At 72.0% G+C, this 20,116-nt stretch carries 21 protein-coding genes; 12 read left to right on the top strand and 9 right to left on the bottom strand.

Annotated elements, in window-relative coordinates:
• Window positions 1–92: 92 nt before the first annotated feature.
• Window positions 93–824: a CPBP family intramembrane glutamic endopeptidase gene (locus AOM02_RS11525; RefSeq protein ID WP_062299305.1), complete on the top strand. Its 732-nt coding sequence runs from the start codon at window positions 93–95 to the stop codon at window positions 822–824.
• A gap of 48 nt (window positions 825–872) precedes the next feature.
• On the opposite strand, the gene AOM02_RS11520 is transcribed toward AOM02_RS11525, so the two are convergent.
• The 4 genes from AOM02_RS11520 to AOM02_RS11505 form a co-directional block, all read right to left on the bottom strand.
• Window positions 873–1,412 carry a hypothetical protein gene (locus tag AOM02_RS11520; protein WP_062299304.1) on the bottom strand — a complete coding sequence of 180 codons (540 nt, stop codon included), beginning with the start codon at window positions 1,410–1,412 and terminating at the stop codon, window positions 873–875.
• 134 nt (window positions 1,413–1,546) lie between these two features.
• A complete protein-coding gene (locus AOM02_RS11515) occupies window positions 1,547–1,828 on the bottom strand; it encodes a muconolactone Delta-isomerase (RefSeq protein WP_062299303.1) in 282 nt (93 codons plus the stop codon).
• A 1-nt stretch (window position 1,829) separates the two neighbouring features.
• Window positions 1,830–2,594, bottom strand: a complete 765-nt coding sequence (locus AOM02_RS11510; protein ID WP_062299302.1) for an alpha/beta fold hydrolase — start codon at window positions 2,592–2,594, stop codon at window positions 1,830–1,832.
• A gap of 136 nt (window positions 2,595–2,730) precedes the next feature.
• On the bottom strand, window positions 2,731–3,675 hold the full coding sequence (locus AOM02_RS11505; protein WP_062299301.1) for a LysR family transcriptional regulator: 945 nt from the start codon (window positions 3,673–3,675) through the stop codon (window positions 2,731–2,733).
• A gap of 180 nt (window positions 3,676–3,855) precedes the next feature.
• Between AOM02_RS11505 and AOM02_RS11500 the strand changes: the two genes are divergently transcribed.
• The 4 genes from AOM02_RS11500 (at window position 3,856) to AOM02_RS11485 (ending at window position 7,216) form a co-directional block, all read left to right on the top strand.
• Window positions 3,856–4,782, top strand: coding sequence for a VOC family protein (locus AOM02_RS11500; RefSeq protein WP_062299300.1), 927 nt, complete (start codon window positions 3,856–3,858; stop codon window positions 4,780–4,782).
• A complete protein-coding gene (locus AOM02_RS11495) occupies window positions 4,779–5,771 on the top strand; it encodes an amidohydrolase family protein (protein ID WP_062299299.1) in 993 nt (330 codons plus the stop codon). The genes AOM02_RS11500 and AOM02_RS11495 overlap by 4 nt, the downstream gene beginning before the upstream one ends.
• Complete coding sequence (locus tag AOM02_RS11490) at window positions 5,768–6,757, top strand: fumarylacetoacetate hydrolase family protein (RefSeq protein ID WP_062299298.1); 990 nt, start codon at window positions 5,768–5,770, stop codon at window positions 6,755–6,757. The genes AOM02_RS11495 and AOM02_RS11490 overlap by 4 nt, the downstream gene beginning before the upstream one ends.
• 114 nt (window positions 6,758–6,871) lie before the next feature.
• Window positions 6,872–7,216 carry a carboxymuconolactone decarboxylase family protein gene (locus AOM02_RS11485; RefSeq protein WP_042214126.1) on the top strand — a complete coding sequence of 115 codons (345 nt, stop codon included), beginning with the start codon at window positions 6,872–6,874 and terminating at the stop codon, window positions 7,214–7,216.
• A gap of 70 nt (window positions 7,217–7,286) precedes the next feature.
• Here the strand turns inward: AOM02_RS11485 and AOM02_RS11480 are convergent, their stop codons facing one another.
• The 4 genes from AOM02_RS11480 to AOM02_RS11465 form a co-directional block, all read right to left on the bottom strand.
• The gene (locus tag AOM02_RS11480) at window positions 7,287–8,285 is read right to left on the bottom strand and encodes a cyclase family protein (RefSeq protein WP_062299297.1); all 999 of its coding nucleotides are present in this window, start codon (window positions 8,283–8,285) and stop codon (window positions 7,287–7,289) included.
• A gap of 79 nt (window positions 8,286–8,364) precedes the next feature.
• Window positions 8,365–9,498 carry an FAD-dependent oxidoreductase gene (locus tag AOM02_RS11475; RefSeq protein WP_062299296.1) on the bottom strand — a complete coding sequence of 378 codons (1,134 nt, stop codon included), beginning with the start codon at window positions 9,496–9,498 and terminating at the stop codon, window positions 8,365–8,367.
• A 210-nt stretch (window positions 9,499–9,708) separates the two neighbouring features.
• On the bottom strand, window positions 9,709–10,881 hold the full coding sequence (locus AOM02_RS11470; RefSeq protein ID WP_062299295.1) for a 4-hydroxybenzoate 3-monooxygenase: 1,173 nt from the start codon (window positions 10,879–10,881) through the stop codon (window positions 9,709–9,711).
• Window positions 10,882–10,970: 89 nt separating this feature from the next.
• The gene (locus AOM02_RS11465) at window positions 10,971–11,723 is read right to left on the bottom strand and encodes an IclR family transcriptional regulator (RefSeq protein WP_062299333.1); all 753 of its coding nucleotides are present in this window, start codon (window positions 11,721–11,723) and stop codon (window positions 10,971–10,973) included.
• 40 nt (window positions 11,724–11,763) lie between these two features.
• On the opposite strand from AOM02_RS11465, the gene AOM02_RS11460 reads away from it, so the two are divergent.
• Window positions 11,764–12,414 (top strand): nucleotidyltransferase domain-containing protein, encoded by a 651-nt coding sequence (locus AOM02_RS11460; RefSeq protein ID WP_062299294.1) that lies wholly within the window; start codon window positions 11,764–11,766, stop codon window positions 12,412–12,414.
• Here the strand turns inward: AOM02_RS11460 and AOM02_RS11455 are convergent.
• Window positions 12,405–13,322 carry a LysR family transcriptional regulator gene (locus AOM02_RS11455; protein ID WP_062299293.1) on the bottom strand — a complete coding sequence of 306 codons (918 nt, stop codon included), beginning with the start codon at window positions 13,320–13,322 and terminating at the stop codon, window positions 12,405–12,407. The two genes, AOM02_RS11460 and AOM02_RS11455, sit on opposite strands and share 10 nt — an antisense overlap.
• 102 nt (window positions 13,323–13,424) lie before the next feature.
• Between AOM02_RS11455 and AOM02_RS11450 the strand changes: the two genes are divergently transcribed.
• The 6 genes from AOM02_RS11450 (at window position 13,425) to AOM02_RS11425 (ending at window position 20,089) form a co-directional block, all read left to right on the top strand.
• Window positions 13,425–14,399 (top strand): amidohydrolase family protein, encoded by a 975-nt coding sequence (locus tag AOM02_RS11450; RefSeq protein WP_304524067.1) that lies wholly within the window; start codon window positions 13,425–13,427, stop codon window positions 14,397–14,399.
• A gap of 1 nt (window position 14,400) precedes the next feature.
• Window positions 14,401–15,744, top strand: a complete 1,344-nt coding sequence (locus AOM02_RS11445) for a protocatechuate 4,5-dioxygenase subunit alpha/beta (RefSeq protein ID WP_082105061.1) — start codon at window positions 14,401–14,403, stop codon at window positions 15,742–15,744.
• Window positions 15,741–16,697: a Gfo/Idh/MocA family oxidoreductase gene (locus tag AOM02_RS11440; RefSeq protein ID WP_228373837.1), complete on the top strand. Its 957-nt coding sequence runs from the start codon at window positions 15,741–15,743 to the stop codon at window positions 16,695–16,697. Before AOM02_RS11445 ends, AOM02_RS11440 begins: the two co-directional genes overlap by 4 nt.
• The gene (locus AOM02_RS11435) at window positions 16,694–17,668 is read left to right on the top strand and encodes an aldo/keto reductase (RefSeq protein ID WP_228373835.1); all 975 of its coding nucleotides are present in this window, start codon (window positions 16,694–16,696) and stop codon (window positions 17,666–17,668) included. The genes AOM02_RS11440 and AOM02_RS11435 overlap by 4 nt, the downstream gene beginning before the upstream one ends.
• A 285-nt stretch (window positions 17,669–17,953) precedes the next feature.
• On the top strand, window positions 17,954–19,399 hold the full coding sequence (locus tag AOM02_RS11430) for a copper resistance CopC/CopD family protein (protein WP_062299292.1): 1,446 nt from the start codon (window positions 17,954–17,956) through the stop codon (window positions 19,397–19,399).
• Window positions 19,400–19,606: 207 nt separating this feature from the next.
• Window positions 19,607–20,089: a hypothetical protein gene (locus AOM02_RS11425; RefSeq protein WP_156156204.1), complete on the top strand. Its 483-nt coding sequence runs from the start codon at window positions 19,607–19,609 to the stop codon at window positions 20,087–20,089.
• The last annotated feature ends 27 nt before the right edge of the window (window positions 20,090–20,116 follow it).

Here is a 20,116-nt window from a genome sequence, read left to right as displayed (position 1 = left end):
GCGCGGCGCCTCCGGCCATCGCCAGCATCCCGATGCCAGGATGGGCAGCACGCCCGAGGGTGCTTCCGATGCTGAGGGAACGGGGACGACGCATGGCCGACCTGCCACCGATCATCGCGGCGTCCGTCGCGTTCGTCGCCTACCTCCTCGTGGTGGGCATCCTGTGGCGCGTGGGCCGCGTCGACTACCTGCGGATGGTGACGAGCGGCGGGGCGGTGGTCCGCGCGCTGATCGTGCCGATCGGCGCGGGACTCGTCCTGCTGGCGGGCGTCACGACCGTCCTCGGGTGGTGGCCGGACGTGCTGAGCCAGGCCCGGACCGGGCCCGCCTGGGCGCTGTCGGTGCCGGCGCTGTTCCTCGTGCTGAGCGCGGTCTCCATCGCGCGCGTCGACTTCTCCGCGCTGGGATCGCGCCGGACGGTCCTGCTCGCGGTGGGTACGGCGATGGTCGGTGCCGCAGAGGAGCTCCTCGCGAGGGGCCTGCTCGTGGTGGCGGCACAGCAGGCCGGCTGGTCGCTGACGTCGGTGTGGGTGTTCTCGACCGCGTTGTTCGCGCTGCTCCACGCCATCAACGTGCTGGTCGGGATGCCGTGGCCGGCGATGATCGGCCAGGTCGTCCTGTCCTTCTTCGGAGGCACGGTCCTGTTCGTGACCCTGATGACGACGGGCAGCCTGCTCGTCGCCGTCGTGCTCCACGCGCTCTGGGACTTCGCGACGCTCGCGCATCAAGGGGGCAGCACGACGACTCCGCGCGTCGCGGGCGCGGGCCTGCTGGTGCTGTACGTGCTCGGCGCGGTCGCGGTCGTGTTCGTCTTCACCGCGTAGGCGGGAATGCCCGCCTGAGCCCGGTCGAGGGTCGGCGAACCGCCGTGGCTACTCCGTGACCTCGTCCTCGACCTTCGCGGTCACCGTGTCCCGTCGGTAGAAGCGCACCAGCGTGACGACGCGCGCGATCGACTCGACGACGATGAAGCCGAGCAGCGCCGCGACGATGCTGCGGAAGATCTCGCCGTCGGGGAGCAGGTCCTGCTCGGCGACGACCTTGATGACGACCAGCAGCCCCAGTGCGACGAACGACTCGATGCTGTAGCGCAGGACGATGCCGCGGTGCGCGGGGTACGACGCGACGTACGTGGAGCGCGCGCGGTACCAGCCGAAGAGGTACCCCGCCACGCCGCCGACCGCCGCGACGACCGCGTGGACCGGGGCGCGCTCGAGGTCCGAGACCAGGATCGATCCGATGATCACCAGCGCGAGCACGGGCTCCAGGGCCTGCATGCGCAGCGTTCGAAACCGCTGGCCCGACTCGAGCCGGACGCTCGGGTCGGACTGCGCGATCTGGTTGCCGGCCCTCAGCTCGCGCACGAGCAGCACCGCGATGACGAGGACGAGGATGGTCGAGTACGTCTCCATGCTGGACTCGCTTCCCGCCGCCGTCGGGGCGGCTGGCATAGGGGGGGAACGGAAGGTCGGCGGGGTTCCGCACGACAAGGCTCGCACGCGGAGTGCCGGGCGCGGAAGCGGTGCCGCCGGGATGTCGTCCCTGCTTAGGGCGTCTGCTCCTGGGGGTGGGTCGCCAGCGCCTCCACCGTCACGTCGAGCCACGGCGCCATCGGCAGCGACATCAGCGCGGCGTGCAGGGCCGTCGCATCGGGCGCCTCGTACAACCCGATCGTCGCGTTGCGGCCGGGGACCCGCCACAGCCTCTTCAGCACGCCCTCCGCGCGCAGCTCGAGGGCGCGGGCGCGCTCGGCGCGCCTCAGCTCCTCGCGCCGCTCGGCCGGGGTGTCTGCCGGGAGGCGGTTCTCAGACCGCACCAGGAACTCCATGTCAGCCCACCCTGCTCGTCTGGGCGGACGCGGCGTCGCCGGCGCCGGAGGGCGGGTTCGACGAGGACGCGATCCCGATCAGCACGTCGGCCAGCGCCTGCGGCGCGGTGACCATCGCCTCGTGCCCCGTCTCGAGCTCGTGCACCGGCCAGCCGCGGGCGCGTGCCCGGTCGGCCTGGCCGCGGAACACGCGCATCCAGCTCACGCACTCGATGAACGCTGCCGGTACCCGGTCCACGTCGGGGCCGAGGTGGAGCGCGTCGGTGTAGGTCTTCCACGGATGGGCGGTGAGGCGAGGCAGGAGCCAGTCGCGATCGGCGGGGTCGTCGACTCCGAGCACGGTCAGGTCGCGCACGGGGACGAGCCACCCGAAGCCCCGCTCCGCGGCCGATTCCGCCCAGTGGTGCGCGACGGTCTCGGGAAGGAGCTCCCGTGCCGCCTCCCCGTCCTGCGCGACGAAGGCGTCGAGGTACACGCGGGTCGCGATCGCGTCGGGCCGCCGGTCGGCCACGCCGCTGACGACCTGGCCCGCATAGCTGTGCCCGACGAGCACGATGTCCTTCAGCCCGAGGATGTCGATGAGCCGGATGACGTCCTCGACGTGCGTCTCGAGCCCCACGACCGGGGAGAGCAGGTGGCTTCTCTCGGACAGGCCCGTGAGCGTGGGGGCGTGGACCTCATGGCCCTGCCGGCGGAGCCGCTCCGCGACCCGGTCCCAGCACCACCCGCCGTGCCACGCTCCATGGACGAGGACGAACGTCGCCACGCGCACCTCCCCATCGAGACCCCGGCGCTTCTGTCGACAATATTGTTAACAGATCCGATGCCCCTGGGTCGAGACCCGCGCCGAATCGACCGGGCACGGGGCCGTCCGTTCGCCGGAGAGGCGGTCGATGCGGCCGTCAGGCCTGGGCGCGCGAGGCCTCCGACTCGGCGACACGGCCGAGGATCCCCTTCAGCCAGGCGAGCCCGGTATCGCGCTGGCGCGAGGGGTGCCAGAACGCGTGCTCCGTGAACGTCTCGCTCTCGAACGGCGTCTCGGCAACCGCGAAGTCCTCCGAGTCGCACGCGCTCGCCGCCAGCGATCGCGGCATCAGGGCCCAGTGGGCGCTCCGACGGAGCAGATAGGGCATCGCCAGGTAGGAGTGCACCGAGGCATGCGGCCCGGTGGTGCCGAGCGCGAGGTGCGCGTCGACGCCCGCCAGCGGCCGCAGCTGGCTGCGCGGTCCGAGCTCCGCGTGCAGCTGAGGGGAGCCCTGCAGGTCCTCCATCGTGAGCTCGGCACGCTGCGCGAACGGATGCGCGCTCGAGGTCACGACCACGAAGTCGTCGTCGAACAGCGGCATCGACGCGCTCGCATACGCCGGCAGGTACACGACCGGCAGCACCAGCACGTCGCACTGCAGCAGGGCGCCGTCCGGATCCCGGATGAACGTGGTGGGCGTCGGCTCGAACGAGACGCCGACGTGCGGCGCCTCGTCCCGCAGGATCTCCATCAGCGGGGGGCCGAGGCGGGACAGCGAGTAGTCGGAGACGCAGATGCTGAACACGCGCTCCGAGGCGAGCGGGTCGAACTCGACGCCGCCCGAGAACAGCTCGCTCGCGGCGTCGTAGGCGGCCCGCGCGGCCGGCCTCAGACTCTCCGCGAACGGGGTGAGCTGCAGCTCGTTGCCCACCCTCACCAGCAGCTCGTCGCCGAAGTAGCCGCGCAGGCGGCGCAGGATCCCGCTCATCGCGGACTGGCCGATGTGGAGCCGCGCGCCCGCGTTGGTGACGTGGCGTTCCTCGAGCAGCGCGTTGAGCGCGACGAGAAGGTTGAGATCGATCGATTCCAGTCTGGCGACCACGGCGTCCTCCTTGTCGTGCGGGGAGCGTAGCAGTCGGTGATAGCGGGCATCGCGAAGAACCATTTCCGCGCACCCGTCACGGCTTCCTACGGTGGTGGCACCCGGAACGCCTCGGCGTGCGGGCATGAGCGACGTCGATGGCGACCAGCGCCGTCGATGGACCGACGGCAGGAGGCCTCGATGACCCCCATCCACAGTCTCGGCTACGTGGCGTTCCAGTCGCCGCGCGCGGACGAGTGGCCACGGTTCGCCACGGAGGTGTTCGGGCTCGAGAGCGAGCAGGACGAGTCCGGCGCCGTCAACCTGCGCTGGGACGACCGCATGTACCGCATGCGGATCGTGCCGGGCCCCGACGACCGCCTGCTCCACCTGGGCTGGGAGACGTCCAACCGGACCGAGTTCGCCGCCGCCATCGACGACCTGCGCGGCAAGGGCGTCGAGGTGATCGAGGAGCCCGCCGAGCTCGCGGACGAGCGTCGCGTGAGCGCGCTGGCGTCGTTCAGCGACCCGTTCGGGGTGCGTCACGAGCTCTTCTGGGGCCCGGGCCACATGGACCGCACGTTCCGCGGCCAGCGCGCGACGTCATCGTTCATCACCGGCGACCAGGGCCTCGGACACGCCGTGCTCATCGTCCCCGACCTGGAGATCGCGAGCCAGTTCTACGAGGGCACCCTCGGGTTCAAGTGCAGCGACATCGTCGACGTCGGCATCGGCCCCATGGCGTTCCTCCGCTGCAACCCACGGCATCACAGCCTGGCGATCTGGGGCATCCCCGGCTCCCTCGGGCTCAACCACGTGATGGTGGAGAGCACCGACATCGACGATGTGGGCCGCGCCTACGACCTGGCGCAGCGCAGCGACTACGAGATCAGCGCGAGCCTCGGGCGGCACGCGGGCGACGAGCAGCTGTCCTTCTACACGCGCACACCGAGCGGCTTCGACCTCGAGTTCGGCGCCGACTCGCTCGTGATCGACGACGACGACGCCTGGAGCATGCGGCGCATCGACCGGCGCTGGGGCAACCGCAGCGAGATCTGGGGCCACCAGTTCCGACCCTTGCCGCCCCAGAGCTCCGTTCACGCGTACCCCGCCGAGGCGCACCAGTGATCGACGTCCACGCGCACCTGTTCTTCGACGAGCTGCTGGGCACGGCCGGAGCCCTCGGGCCGGAGATCCGCAAGGTCGGGGAGGGACGCCACGAGATCGTCGTCGGCGGCTACCGCTGGCCGATCGGACCCAAGTCGAGCCTCGCCGAGACGTCGCGCCAGCGGGTCGACTCGCTCGACGAGGACGGGATCGACGTCCAGGTGCTGTCGCTGTCGCCGCTGTGGCTGCTCACGCACACCCCGACCGAGGTCGCACAGCCGTTCCTCCGCTCCGCGAACACCCTCATGGCGGACTGGTGCGCCCAGCAGCCGGACCGGCTCAAGGGCTTCGCCGCGGTGCCGACCGTGGACGTCGCCGCCGCCATCCGCGAGCTCGAGTTCGCGGTGCGCGAGCTGGGGCTCGTGGGCGCCTACATCGGCACCGACGCCCGGGCGTCGCTGGACCACCCCGACCTGGACGACCTCTACCAGGCCTGCGTCGACCTCGACGTGCCGCTGTTCGTCCACTCGACGGTGCCCGGCGTCGACGGGCCGCCGGGAGATCCCCGCCTCGACCGCTTCGACTGGCACGTGACCCTCGGGTACCCGCACGAGGAGACCCTCGCGGTCGCGTCGCTGCTCTTCGGCAGGGTGCTGCTCCGTCACCCGCGTCTGGACGTGTACGTCAGCCACGGCGGCGGGAGCTTCGCGTTCCAGCACGGCCGGCTGCGGGCGTTCGCGGCGCTGCCCCGCTCGCCGATCACGGTCGAGGAGTTCGATGCGCAGTTCTCGCGGCTGTGGTTCGACACGCACGTGAACTCGGAGGAGTCGTTGGCGCTGCTGCGCGCGGTCGCGAACCCGGACCGCCTGGTGTTCGGCACGAACTACCGCGGGTGGGACTCGGGATCGACGGCCGAGGTCGAGACGATCGCCGCGAGCGTGGTCGCGAACGCAGGGGTCCTGCTGCGCGCGCCCGAGCTCGTCCCGGAGCACGGGGAGGGAAGGTCATGAGGATCGCACGATGGCAGCGGCGCGACGGCACGATCGAGGCGGGCTTCATCCACGACGGCCACGCCGTGCCCCTGCCCGAGGGCAGGCCCGTCGACGTCCTCATCCAGGCCGGCCTGCCGACGACGCTCGCGTTCGGACGCGAGGTGCTCGAGGAGGCCGACCGCTCGGAGTGGAGGCCGCTCGACACCGTGCGGCTCGTGCCGCCGCTCGTCCCACGGAGCGTCCGCGACTTCGTGACCTTCGAGGAGCACGTCGAGGGCATGGTCAAGGGGGCGTCGCCCGACGCGACGGTCTCCGACGAGTGGTACGAGGCCCCCACCTTCTACTTCACCAACCCGCACACCCTGATCGGCCCGACCGAGCCGATCGTGCCCCCGCGGACGTCGCGGCTGGACTTCGAGCTCGAGGTCGCGGTGGTGATCGGGGCGACCCGGGAGTGCGACGGCCGGCACATGAGCGTCGAGCGTGCGGCGGACCAGATCTTCGGCTACACGATCTTCAACGACTGGAGCGCGCGCGATCTCCAGGCGCGCGAGATGAAGGTCAACCTCGGACCGTGCAAGGGCAAGGACTTCGGCACCACGCTGGGGCCCTGGATCGTGACGGCGGACGAGTTCTCCGGCCGCCTCACGGACGACGGCTTCCTCGACGTCGACGTGGCGGTCGAGGTCAACGGCGTGGCCTTCGGCAGCGACAACCTGTCGCGGATGGCCTGGACGTTCCCGGAGCTCATCGCGTACGCGTCGCGCGACTCGCGCGTCGCGCCGGGCGACGTGCTCGCCTCGGGGACCGCGGGCCAGGGCTGCCTCGCGGAGGCGTGGGGCCGCACCGGCGAGATCGACCCTCCTGCCTTGAGGCCGGGCGACACCGTGCGGATCGCCGTCGACGGCATCGGCGAGACGGTCAACGTCGTCGGTGAGCCCCGCGCGACCCAGCCTCCGATCCCGTCCGCTCGGCGTCGCGCCGCCCGCCTGCGCGCCCGCTGAGGGCACGCGGGGACGATGGTCCCGAGACTCCTTGACATCTGTTGCTTACCGTGGACACGTACCCCGACGCCGGCGAGACCGCCGGCTCCGATACCCCGAAAGGATGGGTCCACGATGAACCACCAGGAGCACTACGACGACGTGATGTGCGGCATCGGCGCCCTCGGCGAGCACATCCCCGGCACCATCAAGAGCTTCTTCTCGCTCCACCACGCGGCCCTCGCCGACGGTGCGCTGCCCAAGTCGACCAAGGAGCTCCTGGCGCTCGCGATCGCGATCTCGGTGCGCTGCGGCGGCTGCATCACCTGCCACGTCAAGGACGCCCTCGCCTCCGGCGCCACGCCCGAGCAGGTCTACGAGACCATCGGCGTCGCGATCCTCATGGGCGGCGGCCCCTCGGCGGTCTACGGCAACGAGGCCCGCAAGGCCGTCGAGGCCTTCGCCGGCGTCCCGGCCTAAGCACCACCTTCACGAAGGCGGGGATCCCTCCGGTCCCCGCCTTCGTCGTGTCCGCGGGCAGAGCAGCCGGTCAGAGGATCGCCACCGGATTGATGGGCGAACCCACCGCCCCCGTGATCGGCAAGGGGGCGGCGGACAGGAGGAACTCGTAGCGCGCGTCCGCCGCGCAGGCGTCGGCGAGCTCGTCGAGGTTCCACATCTCGCCGATCGTCAGCCCCATGTTGGGGATGACGACCTGGTGGAGCGGCTGGAACGAGGGCGCGTCGAACTCGTTGGGACGGACCTCGAAACCCCAGGTGTCGGTCGCGATCGCGGCGATCCGGGTGCGGTGGAGCCATCCGGCGGTCGTGAGCGAGAGTCCCGGTGCCGGCCCGCCGGCGTAGTCGCCCCAGCCCTCGCGACGCGTGCGGCTGAACTGCCCGGTGCGCACCACGACGATGTCGCCACGCCGGACGATGCTCGAGCCGCCTTGGGCCGCGATCGTCCGCTCGAGGTCCGCGACGGTGATCGCGTAGCCGTCCTCGAGCTCGCCGCTGTCCGGGCGGAGCGCGCGGCCCACGTCGAGCAGGACACCGCGCGCGACGATGACGTCGGAGGCGTGCTCGATCCCCGTGACACGGTCGCCTTCGCTCGTGACGACGTCGCCGGCCCGGCGCCCGTTCCACGCCACGCCGTGGTCGAAGATGTGACCCAGGCCGTCCCACTGTGTCGAGCACTGCAGCGGCATCGAGATGACGTCGTCCGCCCCGCCGATGCCGTGCGGGAACCCCTGCGCCCCACGCTCCGCATCGGTTCCGGTGTCGGTCATCGTGTGCACCGGGTTGGTGCGCCGCCGCCAGCCCTTCTGCGGCCCGTCGGTGTCGAACCGCTGCGCGAGCGAGATGACGCGCCCGGTCCGCACCAGCGCGGCGGCGGCGACGCGCGCCGGACCGTCGATGTGGTTGAGCGTGCCGAGCACGTCGTCGGCGCCCCAGCGGCCCCAGTTGCGGTAGGCGAGGGCGCGCGTGCCGATCTCGCCCTCGGGGTCGGCGCGATCGAGGTCGGCGGGGTTCTCGCTGGGCGCGGTCATGGGGTCTCCTCGAGCGCATCGTCGGGTGGGGCCGCATCGTGCCCGGCCCCCTCGGCCGGGCTGGACGACCGGGGCATGGCTAGAGGGGCTGCGCGAGCAGCTTGCTGACGTGGGTCATGAGCTCGGCGGACTCGCGGTTCTTGTCCGCCTCGCGCCGCCATTCGGCGATCTGCAGCGAGCTCTCCACGACGGCCTGCGCCCGCGGCACGCGGCGCGCGTAGAACTCGTCCCAGAGGTCCTCGTCGAGGCGGTCCCGGCTCGCAAGGAGGTCGGCGAGGACGACGGCGTCCTCGAGGCCCTGGGCCGCGCCCTGCGCGAGCGTCGGCGGGCAGCTGTGCGCGGCGTCGCCGATCAGCGCGACGCGTCCGCGGTGCCAGTCCCCGGGCAGGAAGAGCGCGCTCATGCGCGTGTAGTTCAGCGAGGACGCGCTCGTCAGGGTCGTCACGATCTCGTCCCACGGGCCGTGGTACTGCGATGCGAGCGCGCGCATCTCCTCGAGCATCTCGTCGGGGCTGAGATGCGAGCGGTCGCGGTAGTCGTCGACGATGTAGACGTACATGGTGTCGGGTCCGGTGGGGGAGTAGCCCGAGTAGTACGCCGCTCCGCCGTAGATGAGCTCGGTGCAGGTCACGCCCCGGGCCAGCGGCACGAAGGCCCGCCACACGCCGAAGTCGAGCATCTCCGGCCGGGTGCGGATCTTGAGCAGCGACCGCACCGTCGAGTGCAGGCCGTCGGCGCCGACCACGAGTTCGGCCTCCCTCGTGAGCCCGCTGGACGCGGTGACGCGGGCATGGTCGTCATCCTGCGAGATCCCCACGACGCGGGTGCCCTCGTGCACGGCGACCCCGAGCTCGTCCGCGCGGGCACGGAGGACGCGTGCGAGGTCCGGCCGGTACATCCCCGCGGCGGCCGGGTACTCGGGTCCGCCCGAGCGGTGCGTGTCGACGCGGAAGAGCTCCGTTCCCGCGTCGTCCGGCGCGCGCAGGACCAGGGCATCGAACACCGAGGCGTGGCGCTGCACCTCCTCCCACACGCCCACCCGGTCCAGCATCCGCAGCGCGTTGCCCTGCAGGCTGATGCCCGAGCCGACGGGGGCCGAGGTGCGGTACGCCTCGAGCAGGTCGACCTTGACGCCCTCCGCCGCGAGCAGGCAGGACAGGGCGAGGCCCGAGATGCCGCCGCCGGCGACGACCGCGGACTCGATCGCCGTCATCCCAGGCGCTCCCGTCGCCCCCGGAGCGCTGACGGCGGTCCTCCGGCTGCCATGAGAGCGAGGGGTGTCACGGGGCCTCCCGGGGTGCGATGCGGCGACGTTGCGGATCGCTGTCAATCTATGAAGGGAGCGGTCCGGGCGGAAACAGCGGTCCGCGATACCGGTCATGCGCCGTCACGATGCGGCGCCCCGGGGCGCCTGGCCCTCGCGTCAGGCGAGCGGCCACCCCGTGTAGCCCTCGGCGAGGTAGGTCCGCCCCGCCTCGGACTCGACCACCGACCGCAGCTCGCCCAGCTGGCGCAGCCGGTCGAAGTCGGAGGCGTCGGGCGCGACGTGCAGCATGCTCGTCATCCACCACGAGAAGTGCTGCGCCTTCCAGATGCGGTCGCGCGCAGCGTCGGCCCACCCGTCGATGGGCGCCTCGTCCGACCGGAGCAGCAGCGCCTCGAGCGCCCGCGCGAGCAGGATCACGTCAGCGACGGCGAGGTTCATGCCCTTCGCTCCGGTCGGCGGCACCGTGTGGGCCGCGTCGCCGACGATCGCGACCCGGCCGTGGCGCAGGTCCCGCGCGACGAAGGAGCGGAAGCGCAGCACGTCGCGCTGGAAGATCGGCCCCTCGACGAGCGTGGTGCCGGGCACGCGCTGCTGCAGGGTGTCCCAGATCTCGGCCTCGCTCATCGCGCCCGCGTCGGCGGTCGGGTCGCATTGGAAGTACATGCGCTGCACCGTCGCGGAGCGCTGGCTGATGAGCGCGAAGCCGTCCGGGGAGTTCGAGTAGATGAGCTCGTGGGCGCTCGGGGCCGCCTCGCACAGGATGCCGAACCACGCGAACGGGTACTCCCGGAAGAACCCGCCGTGCGACCCGCTGATCGCCTTGCGGACCACGGAGTGCGACCCGTCCGCGCCCACGACGAAGTCCGCCTCGATCTCCAGCCCTTCCCCCGCATCGTCCACGGCGACGATGCGCGGGCGGACGCCGTCGGCGCCCTCGACCGCGGTCGCGGTCACCCCGAAACGGAGGTCCTGGCCGGCGGCCAGGCGCGCGGCGAGCAGGTCCTTGAGCGCCTCGTGCTGCGGGTAGAGCCACACCGAGCGGCCGGCGAGCCCCGGGAAGTCGATGCGGTGCCCCTCGCCCTCGAAGCGCAGCTCGATCCCGTCGTGACGCTGCCCGACGGTGTGCACGCGCGAGCCGGGGATCGTGGCGAGCAGGTCGACGGTGCCCTGCTCGAGGATGCCGGCACGGATGGTCTGCTCGATGTCCGCGCGCGAGCGCTGGTCGAGGATGACCGAGTCGATCCCGGACGAGGCGAGCAGGTGCGAGAGGACGAGGCCCGCGGGGCCCGCGCCGACGATGGCGACCTGGGTGCGCACGGTCGTGGTCATGATGTCTCCTTTGACAAGATGCGTCGCCATTGTGCGGCGGGCGACCGCCCCGCGGCCCCTGATTCCCGATGAATGGGAATCTACTTGCGTCAGCCGTGCTGCGCGAGCGCCCGCTCGACGTCCCGGGCGGCGCGATGCAGCTCCTCGAGCGCGGGTCCGGGAGCCGCATCGCGCGGCAGCACCACCGACAGCGCCGCCGCCGCTCGCCCGTTGGCGTCGCGCACGGGCACGGCGACGCCCGTCGAGACCTCCTCGATGAAGCCCGGCGCGATCGCGTGCCCGAGCCGGCGCACCTCCGCGAGCTTGCGGCGCACCGCGACCGGGTCGGTGGGCGTCGATGCGGTCAGCCGCCGCAGCGGCCGTGCGAGCACCCGCTCCTGCAGCGCGGGGTCCGCGAAGGCGAGCAGCACCAGGCCGGAGGACGATGCGTGGAGCGGCAGCCGCCCTGCGACCCGGGTGATGTTCGCGCCGGCGTCCGGGCTGCTGAGCCGCTCGAGGAACAGCGCCTCGTCCTGCTCGAGGATCGCGAGCTGCGTGTGCTCGCCCACGCGCGCCTGCACCCGCTCCATCGCGGGCAGCGCCGCCTGGCGGACGCGGAGCGGCAGCGACGAGCGCGTGGCCAGCTCCCACAAGCGCACGCCCACGCGGATGCGGCCCTCACCGTCGCGGTCGAGCAGCCCCGCGTCCACGAGCTCGCCCACCACGCGGTGCGCGGTGGACGACGGCAGCCCGGCGCGCCGGCCGATCTCGGCCGCGGTCTGCACGGTGCGCGTGGGCGTGAACGTCTCGAGGACCCGCACGAGGCGCTCGGTCACCGAGTCGCCGGAGGGGGAGTTCGCCACGGCGGCAGGATGCCACAGCGTGCGGGAGTAGCCTCGGACCATGTCGCCGGCGACCCCCTCTTCCGCCTCCCCGTGGGCCCCCCTCACCGCCGAGTCCGTGGCGGGGCTCCTCGGGTCGAGCGGAGCCCGGTGGTGGCTGTCGGGCGGGGCGGCCCTCGACCGCTGGCTCGGCTCCCCGATACGTGAGCGCGAGAACATCGACGTCAGCACGACCGCTGCCGACCTGGGCGCGCTGCTCGACGCGCTGCCGCCGACGTGCAGCGCGTGGGTCGCGGACGGCGACGGGGTGATGCCGATCGCCGACGCCGCGGAGGACGCCGACCTGCAGCCCGTGCTCATCTGGGATGACGATGCGGCGGCCTGGGTGCTGCGCGTGAACGTCGAGGACGGCGCGCCGCGGGTGTGGGTGTACCGCCGGGACGCACGCCTGCAGCTGCCGTGGGACCGCGCGGTGCTCGATATCGACGGCATCCCGACCGGCGCGCCCGAGGTCCAGCTGGTGTGGAAGTGCTTCAGCCCCCGGCCGGAGGACGATGCCGACAAGGACGCGGTGCTGCCGCACCTGTCGGCGGAGGCGCGCGCCTGGTGGGAGCGGGCGCTCCTCACCGTCCACCCGCACTCGTCGTGGACCATCCCCGTGCGCAGCCCGATGTTCCCCGCGCGGAAGAGCTGGAACCGCCCTCAGCGCTGAGCGTCGTCGGTGAACTCCCCGCTGCTGACCGCGTGGAGGACGAGGCGCCGGAACCACCGCTGAGCCGGTGAGAGGTTCATCTCGCGGCGGGTGTAGAGCGCGACCGGCGAGCTCGTGCCCGGCCACGGCAGGTCCGCCGTCTGGAGCGACGGGAACCAGCCGCAGAAGACGTCGGCGACGTGGCGCGGCAGGAGCGCGACCAGGTCGGTGGAGACCAGCACCGCGGGCACGGTCGAGTGCTCCTCGACGGTGAGCGCGACCTGCGGCACGAGGCCGTGCTCGACGAGGGCCTGCTGGGGGAAGACGTGGCCGCCGCGCGTCGACACGCGGATGAACCGCCGGCCCTCGAACATCCCCGGCCCTGTGGGCGGCAGCGGGTGCTTCCGTGACGTCAGCGCGACGTACTCGACGCCGCGCACCGGCGTGCGCCACAGGCGCGCGGTGTCCATCACGGAGACGGTGAGTGCGACGTCGATGGCGCCGCGGACGAGCTCCTCCTCGGCCACGCCCGCGTCGAGCCGCTTCGCCACGAGGTGCGGGGCCGCCCCGTGCCGCTGCAGCGCCGCCATGATCGGCGGCAGGAAGGTCTGCTCGCCGATCGACGTGAGCCCCAGGGTGAGCTCGCCGTCGAAGCCCTCGGGCTCGAAGACGGCGCTGTCGGTCACGGTCGCGTCGATCTGCGCGAGCGCCTCGTGCAGCGGGCCGAACAGCTGCGTCGCGCGCGGGGTGGGCACCATCACGTGCCCCTCGCGGCGGAACAGGTCGTCGCCGAAGCGCCTGCGCAGCCGCGCGAGCGTGTAGCTGACCGTCGGCTGCGTCACGTGGAGCCGGTCCGCGGCACCGGTCAGGCTGCGCGCCTCGTAGAGCACCACGAAGGTGCGGAGCTGGTTGAGATCGGCCTCGGTCATGCATCGAATCTCTCTATGGGGCGTTGCTGCAGAATCTATTCGACCATAGTGCCGCGCGCGCCTAGTCTGAAAACAGACCCGCGAGTGACAAGGACGCCACACGTGATCAAGGACATCCCCGGCCACGACACGACCGCCCCGGCGCGGCACGGCGAGACGACCGGCGGCTTCGAGAAGACGCCCGGCTGGCTCGACTGGTACGACGGGCCCGCGACGCCGGCCTTCCGCCTGCCCGAGGGTGCGGTCGACGCGCACTGCCACGTATTCGGCCCCGGCGGGCAGTTCCCCTTCGCGCCCGAGCGCAAGTACACGCCGTGCGACGCCTCCGCGGCGCAGCTGTTCGCACTGCGCGACCACCTGGGCTTCGAGCGCAACGTCATCGTGCAGGCCACGTGCCACGGCGCCGACAACCGCGCGCTCGTCGACGCGCTGCAGCGCAGCGAGGGCCGGGCCCGCGGCGTCGCCACCGTCCGCCGCGACGTCACCGACGAGCAGCTCGCCGAGCTCCACGAGGCCGGAGTGCGCGGGGTGCGCTTCAACTTCGTCAAGCGGCTCGTCGACCGCGTCCCGACCGACTCGCTCGACGAGATCGTCGCCAAGATCGCGCCCCTCGGCTGGCATGTCGTCATCTACTTCGAGGCCGAGGACCTGCCCGACCTCTACGACTTCTTCTCCGGCATCCCCACCGACGTCGTCGTCGACCACATGGGTCGCCCCGACGTCGCCAAGGACCCCGACGGGCCGGAGTTCGCCCTCTTCCTGCGCTTCATGCGCGAGAACCCGAATGTGTGGACCAAGGTGTCGTGCCCCGAGCGGCTCAGCGTCACCGGCCCGCGCGCGCTCGACGGCGAGCGGCACGCCTTCACCGATGTGGTGCCGTTCGCCCGACGCGTGGTCGAGGAGTTCCCCGACCGCGTGCTGTGGGGCACCGACTGGCCCCACCCCAACCTCAAGGACCACATGCCCGACGACGGGCTGCTGGTCGACTACATCCCGCAGATCGCCACGACGGCCGAGCTGCAGCGGAAGCTGCTCGTCGACAACCCCCAGCGCCTGTACTGGCCGGAAGGAGCATGACATGTCACTCGACAAGCCCTACAAGGACATCCCCGGCACGATCATCTTCGACGCCGAGCAGGCGCGGAAGGGGTTCCACCTCAACCAGTTCTCGATGTCGCTGATGAAGCCCGAGAACCGCGAGCGCTACCTCGCCGACCGCGAGGCCTATCTCGACGAGTGGCCGTTGCGCCCCGCGCAGCGCCAGGCCGTCCTGGACATGGACCTCAACGCGATGATGGCCGAGGGCGGCAACATCTACTTCCTCGCGAAGATCGGCGCGACCCACGGGCTCAGCTTCCAGCAGATGGCCGGCTCGATGACCGGCATGAGCGAGGCCGCGTACCGCGACATGATGGTCGGCGGCGGTCGCCGCCCCGAGGGCGTGCGCCTCAAGGACCTCGACGGCTGGACCCCGCCGTCGAACGAGAAGGCCACCACGATGCGCGAGGACGCCCCGGCGAAATACACCTCGGCGCTGTTCACGTCGCACGTGCCCGCGATCGGCGCGGCCATGGACCTCGGCAAGACCGAGGAGCCCTACTGGAAGAAGCTCTTCGCCGGCTACGAGTGGACCCGGAAGTGGATGAAGGAGAACACGCCGGACGTCATCATCCTGATCTACAACGACCACGCCACGGCCTTCGACTCCACCATCATCCCCACGTTCGTGCTCGGCACGGGCGCGCACTACCCGGTCGCGGACGAGGGCTACGGGCCCCGCCCGGTGCCGGACGTCTACGGCCACCCGGAGCTCGCCGCCCACATCGCGCAGTCCGTGATCCAGGACGACTTCGACCTCACGCTCGTCAATGAGATGGTGGTCGACCACGGCCTCACCGTGCCGCTGTCGCTCGTCTTCGGCGACGTCGACGAGTGGCCGTGCAAGATCATCCCGCTGCCGGTCAACGTGGTGCAGTACCCCGTGCCCTCGGGCCGCCGCTGCTACGAGCTCGGCAAGGCGATCCGCCGCGCGCTCGACAAGTGGGACGGCGAGCCGCTCAACGTGCAGATCTGGGGCACCGGCGGCATGAGCCACCAGCTGCAGGGCCCCCGCGCCGGCCTCATCAACGAGGAGTGGGACAACGCCTTCCTCGACCACCTCATCGCGGACCCGCTCGGCCTGACCGAGTGGCCGCACATGGAGTACGTCGACGAGGCCGGATCCGAGGGCATCGAGCTCGTCGACTGGCTCATCGCCCGCGGCGCCATGGATGATCAGTTCGAGGGCGGCGCTCCCAGCGTCGACCACCGCTTCTACCACGTGCCCGCCTCGAACACCGCGGTGGGCCACCTGGTGCTCAGCAACCCCGTCGCCCAGCCGGCACCCGCCGCCGAGGCGCTGCCGCAGGAGGTCCATGCATGACCGGTGACAAGATCCGCGTCGCCGTGGTGGGCGCCGCCGGCGCCTTCGGGATGAAGCACCTCGACGGCCTCGCCCACATCGAGGACGCCGAGGTGACCGTCGTCAGCGGCACGCGGCCCGAGCCGACGCAGGCCGTGGCCGAGAAGTACGGCGTGCCCACGGCGCTCCTCAGCTACGAGGAGGTGCTCGAGCGCGACGACGTCGACGCGGTGATCCTCGCGACCCCGACCGGGCTCCACGCCGCCCAGACGCAGGCGGCGCTCGCGGCCGGCAAGCACGTGCAGGTCGAGATCCCGCTCGCCGACTCGCTCGCCGACGCCGAGGCCGCGCTCGCGGCGGCCGAGGCCTCCGACCGCGTCGCGATGGTGGGCCACACGCGGCGCTTCAACCCGTCGCACCAGTGGGTCCACCAGCGGATCGCCGCGGGGGAGTTCGGCATCCAGCAGATGGACGTGCAGACGTACTTCTTCCGCCGGACCAACACCAACGCCAAGGGCGAGCCGCGCTCGTGGACCGACCACCTCCTGTGGCACCACGCCGCGCACACCGTCGACCTGTTCGCCTACCAGGCGGGGCGCATCGTGCAGGCGAACGCGATCCAGGGGCCCATCCACCCCGAACTCGGCATCGCCATGGACATGTCCATCCAGCTCAAGTCCGAGTCCGGGGCCATCTGCACGCTCTCGCTGTCGTTCAACAACGACGGGCCGTTCGGCACGTTCTTCCGCTACATCGGCGCCACCGGCACCTACATCGCGCGGTACGACGACCTGGTCGACGGCCGCGAGGAGCCCATCGACGTGTCGCAGGTCGCGGTGAGCATGAACGGCATCGAGCTGCAGGACCGGGAGTTCGTGGCGGCGATCCGCGAGGGCCGCGAGCCCAACTCCTCCCTGCGCCAGGTGATCGACTGCTACCGGGTGCTCGGCCAGCTGGAGGAGCAGCTCGCGTGATCCTTCCCCGGATGGGCCTCGGCAGCATGGAGCTCAGCCACGCCTACGGCGTCGCGCCGTCGCCCGAGGACGGGGAGCGGATGCTCCGTGCCGCGCTCGACGACGGGGTGCGGCTGCTGGACACCGCGACGCTCTACGGCGGCGGCCGCAACGAGGAGCTGGTCGGTCGCGCCCTCAGGGGACGGCGGGACGATGCGGTGCTCGCCAGCAAGGGCGGCATGGCGATGGTCGACGGGGTCAAGACGATCGACGGCCGGCCCGCGACCCTGCGCGCCCAGGTCGACGCGTCGCTGTCCCGGCTCGGCGTCGAGCACATCGACCTCTACTACCTGCACCGGTGGGACAAGTCCGTGCCGATCGCCGAGAGCGTCGGCGCGCTCGCGGAGGCGGTCGCGGCGGGCAAGATCGGCGCGATCGGGCTGTCCGAGGTGTCGGTCGCGCGCCTGCGCGAGGCGCTCGAGGCCGCGCCCATCGCGGCCGTCCAGAACGAGTACTCGCTGTGGAGCCGCAACCCCGAGCTCGGCATGCTCGAGGCGACGCGTGGGGCGGGCGTCGCGCTCGTCGCGTTCTCCCCGGTGGCGCGCGGCTTCCTCGCCGACGGCGTCACCGACCCGGACGCTCTCGCCCCCAAGGACATCCGCCGGGCCATGCCGCGCTTCCAGCCCGACCACTGGCCGGCGAACGCCGCGCTGCTTCCGGAGTGGCGCGCGCTCGCGGCCGAGGCGGGCTGCACGCCGGCGCAGCTCGCGCTCGCGTGGGTGCTCTCGCGCGGCCCCCACGTGGTCGCGATCCCCGGCACCACGAGCCTCGACCACCTGCGCGAGAACCAGGCTGCGGAGTCGCTCGCGGTCGACTCTGCGCTGCTCGCACGCGCGGGCGCGCTCATCGACACCGCGACCGTGTCGGGCTCGCGCTACAACCCGGCGCAGTCCGCCGAGGTCGACGCCGAGTCCTTCGACGCCGCCGCCTAGCGTCCGCGCCGCCGCGCCACCTGCCCATCCCGGCCTTCCCGGCCCACGGTGGTGCCGAATCGTGTCGCTTCTCGAGCTGCATCCGCTCCTATGGTGCCGATCCGTGTCGCCGCACCTCCGTGATGCGCCCCGGCGATCAACGAGTGCGCATGCCCGACGCGCGACTCGCGCCCGGTGAACACCGCGGCGCGGCAAGGCACCCTCGCGCGATCGCATGAGACCTGCCTATGGTGGTCGGCAATGTTCGACCGCCGGAGAGTCCCCGCCCCCAGCCGATCGTCCGCGATGGCGCCCGCCCTCGCCGTCCGATGGGCGCTCGTACTCGCGCTCGCTCTCGTATTCGCCCTGGTGAACGGCGGGTCCGCGTGGGCGCACACGGACCTTGACCACTCCGACCCCGCCGACGGGACCACCGTCGAGCAGGCCGTCGAGGAGGTCGTCCTCACCTTCACCCTGCCCGTGACGCCCCTCGGCGACGCCGTCGAGATCACCGGGCCCGACGGTCCGGTCGAGGCGGCGGTCGAGCAGGCCGACGACGGCATCGTGATCGTCGCCACCCCGGCGGAACCGCTCACCGATGGCGGCTACACCGTCGCGTGGACCGTCGCGGCGGAGGACGGGCACCCGCTTGACGGCGAGTTCGGCTTCGACGTCGAAGGCGCCGCCCCCGAGCCGACCGCGACCGCGACCGCCACCGCGTCCGCGAACCCGAGCCCCTCGGCGAGCGAGCCGACGTCGATCACCGCGCAGCCGTCGCCCTCTCCCTCGCCCTCGGCCACGATGGCGATGGACCCGGAGGCGGCCGGAGGCGACGGGAGCGACCTGGCCGCGCGCATCGTCGCCCGGGGAGGCGCGGCCATCGCGCTGTGGTCGCTGCTCGTCGCGGGCGGCGCGCTCGCGTTCGCCGGCTTCGCGATGCGCGGACGCGACGCGGACGACGTCCCCCGCCTGATCGCCGGCGTGCGCTGGTGCGGCGCGCTGCTTCTCGGAGGGCTCGCGCTGAGGCTCGTCGGGCGCTCGGCCCTTATCGCGGGCGGATCGTTCGCCGACGGGCTACAGACCGACGCCCTCCAGGACGCCGTCGCCGGCACCTTCGCCTGGGTGCTCGGCCTCCAGGCGGCCGGCGGCCTGCTCATGCTGCTCGGCGTGCGACGCACGGTCGCGGGCTCGTGGCTCGCGATCGCCGGCATGCTGATCGCCGGCGCCGGCCACGTGCTCGGCGGGCACAGCAACACCGCCGAGCCGCGGTGGCTCGTGCTCACCGCGGACATCGCCCACCTCGTCGCCGCGGCGGTGTGGGTCGGCTGCGTCGTCGCCCTCGCCGCGGTCCTGCGTCGCCGGGCCCGGGAGGCTCGCGCGCTCGACGCCGGCGCGATGGCCTCGCGCTTCGGGGTGGTCGCCGCCGCATCGTTCGTGGTGGTCGGCATCGCGGGCGTCGTGCTCGCGTGGGAGATCCTCGAAGAGCTGTCCGACCTCTGGACCTCGACGTGGGGCATCGTCCTGCTCATCAAGGTGGGGCTGGTCGCGGTAGTCGCGGCGTTCGGCGCCTACACGCACTTCCGCATCGTCCCGCGGCTCGCTGCGCACGCCGACGAACCGCGGGACGATGCGCCCGAGGCCGACGCGCCCGACGAGCACCATCTGCGGACCGCCGTCCGGTGGGAGTCGGCGCTCTTCGTGGGCGTCGTGATCGCCACTGCGGTGCTCGTCGCGTCGTCCGTGCATCCCTGACCCGGCCCGAGCATCGACGCTGGCACGCGGCATCAAACCTCGCAATCCGGGCGGGGATCGGGCCCCAATATGGCGAGCGTGTTAAATCTCGTGCACATGTGTGCAAGATCGCACGAATTTGGTCGTCCGGTGCCACCCATCCGTGGCATCCTTTCCCTGCAGCGCGCGCCGCGTCGGCCCGCGCGAACTTCTTCGAGGGGGAAATCCGTGAAGTCCAAGCTGGGTATGAAGGTCGCCGCTCTGGGCGCCGCCGTCCTCATGACCGTCGCGCTCTCGCCGGCCGCGTCGGCCGACGCGCAGGGCCGCAAGTTCATCGGGATCGACAAGGCCCCCGGCGTCGTGGTGTCGAACTTCGCGCGCTCCTACGTCGCGACCACCCCCAAGCCGCAGCACATCGCCAAGAGCGCCGTGGGCGCCGGCAAGACGCTGACCTTCTCGATCACCGTGCCCAAGGGCTGCGTGGCGATCAAGTTCAAGGACATCGAGACCAAGCGCGTCAAGAAGGCCTCGGTCAAGTGGACCGTCGACGGCGTCAACAAGACCGCCGCCTTCGCCAAGGTCGGCCCCTACAAGCAGGTGTGGGTCAAGCCGGGCCAGACCATCACGTTCACGGCCACCAAGGCGAAGCCCGCTCGCTACACGGGCACCGCGACGCTGACGAACACCGTCCTCAAGTGCAAGGTGGCCTGACGCTTTCGAGCAGTCGCCCCTAGCACG

It is taken from the genome of Demequina maris (assembly GCF_000971155.1).
In the GTDB taxonomy this organism is placed as follows: domain Bacteria; phylum Actinomycetota; class Actinomycetes; order Actinomycetales; family Demequinaceae; genus Demequina; species Demequina maris.
Note: the sequence above shows the minus strand (reverse complement) of the source record. Positions and strands in the feature narration are given on the sequence as shown.

What these genes read in the sequence shown, in the direction of transcription:
- AOM02_RS11525 (WP_062299305.1), top strand. Translation starts at nt 93, where the DNA reads ATGGCCGACCTGCCACCGATCATCGCGGCGTCCGTCGCGTTCGTCGCC.
- AOM02_RS11520 (WP_062299304.1), bottom strand. Translation starts at nt 1,412, where the DNA reads ATGGAGACGTACTCGACCATCCTCGTCCTCGTCATCGCGGTGCTGCTC.
- AOM02_RS11515 (WP_062299303.1), bottom strand. Translation starts at nt 1,828, where the DNA reads ATGGAGTTCCTGGTGCGGTCTGAGAACCGCCTCCCGGCAGACACCCCG.
- AOM02_RS11500 (WP_062299300.1), top strand. Translation starts at nt 3,856, where the DNA reads ATGACCCCCATCCACAGTCTCGGCTACGTGGCGTTCCAGTCGCCGCGC.
- AOM02_RS11490 (WP_062299298.1), top strand. Translation starts at nt 5,768, where the DNA reads ATGAGGATCGCACGATGGCAGCGGCGCGACGGCACGATCGAGGCGGGC.
- AOM02_RS11485 (WP_042214126.1), top strand. Translation starts at nt 6,872, where the DNA reads ATGAACCACCAGGAGCACTACGACGACGTGATGTGCGGCATCGGCGCC.
- AOM02_RS11480 (WP_062299297.1), bottom strand. Translation starts at nt 8,285, where the DNA reads ATGACCGCGCCCAGCGAGAACCCCGCCGACCTCGATCGCGCCGACCCC.
- AOM02_RS11475 (WP_062299296.1), bottom strand. Translation starts at nt 9,498, where the DNA reads ATGACGGCGATCGAGTCCGCGGTCGTCGCCGGCGGCGGCATCTCGGGC.
- AOM02_RS11470 (WP_062299295.1), bottom strand. Translation starts at nt 10,881, where the DNA reads ATGACCACGACCGTGCGCACCCAGGTCGCCATCGTCGGCGCGGGCCCC.
- AOM02_RS11460 (WP_062299294.1), top strand. Translation starts at nt 11,764, where the DNA reads ATGTCGCCGGCGACCCCCTCTTCCGCCTCCCCGTGGGCCCCCCTCACC.
- AOM02_RS11455 (WP_062299293.1), bottom strand. Translation starts at nt 13,322, where the DNA reads ATGACCGAGGCCGATCTCAACCAGCTCCGCACCTTCGTGGTGCTCTAC.
- AOM02_RS11445 (WP_082105061.1), top strand. Translation starts at nt 14,401, where the DNA reads ATGTCACTCGACAAGCCCTACAAGGACATCCCCGGCACGATCATCTTC.
- AOM02_RS11440 (WP_228373837.1), top strand. Translation starts at nt 15,741, where the DNA reads ATGACCGGTGACAAGATCCGCGTCGCCGTGGTGGGCGCCGCCGGCGCC.
- AOM02_RS11430 (WP_062299292.1), top strand. Translation starts at nt 17,954, where the DNA reads ATGGCGCCCGCCCTCGCCGTCCGATGGGCGCTCGTACTCGCGCTCGCT.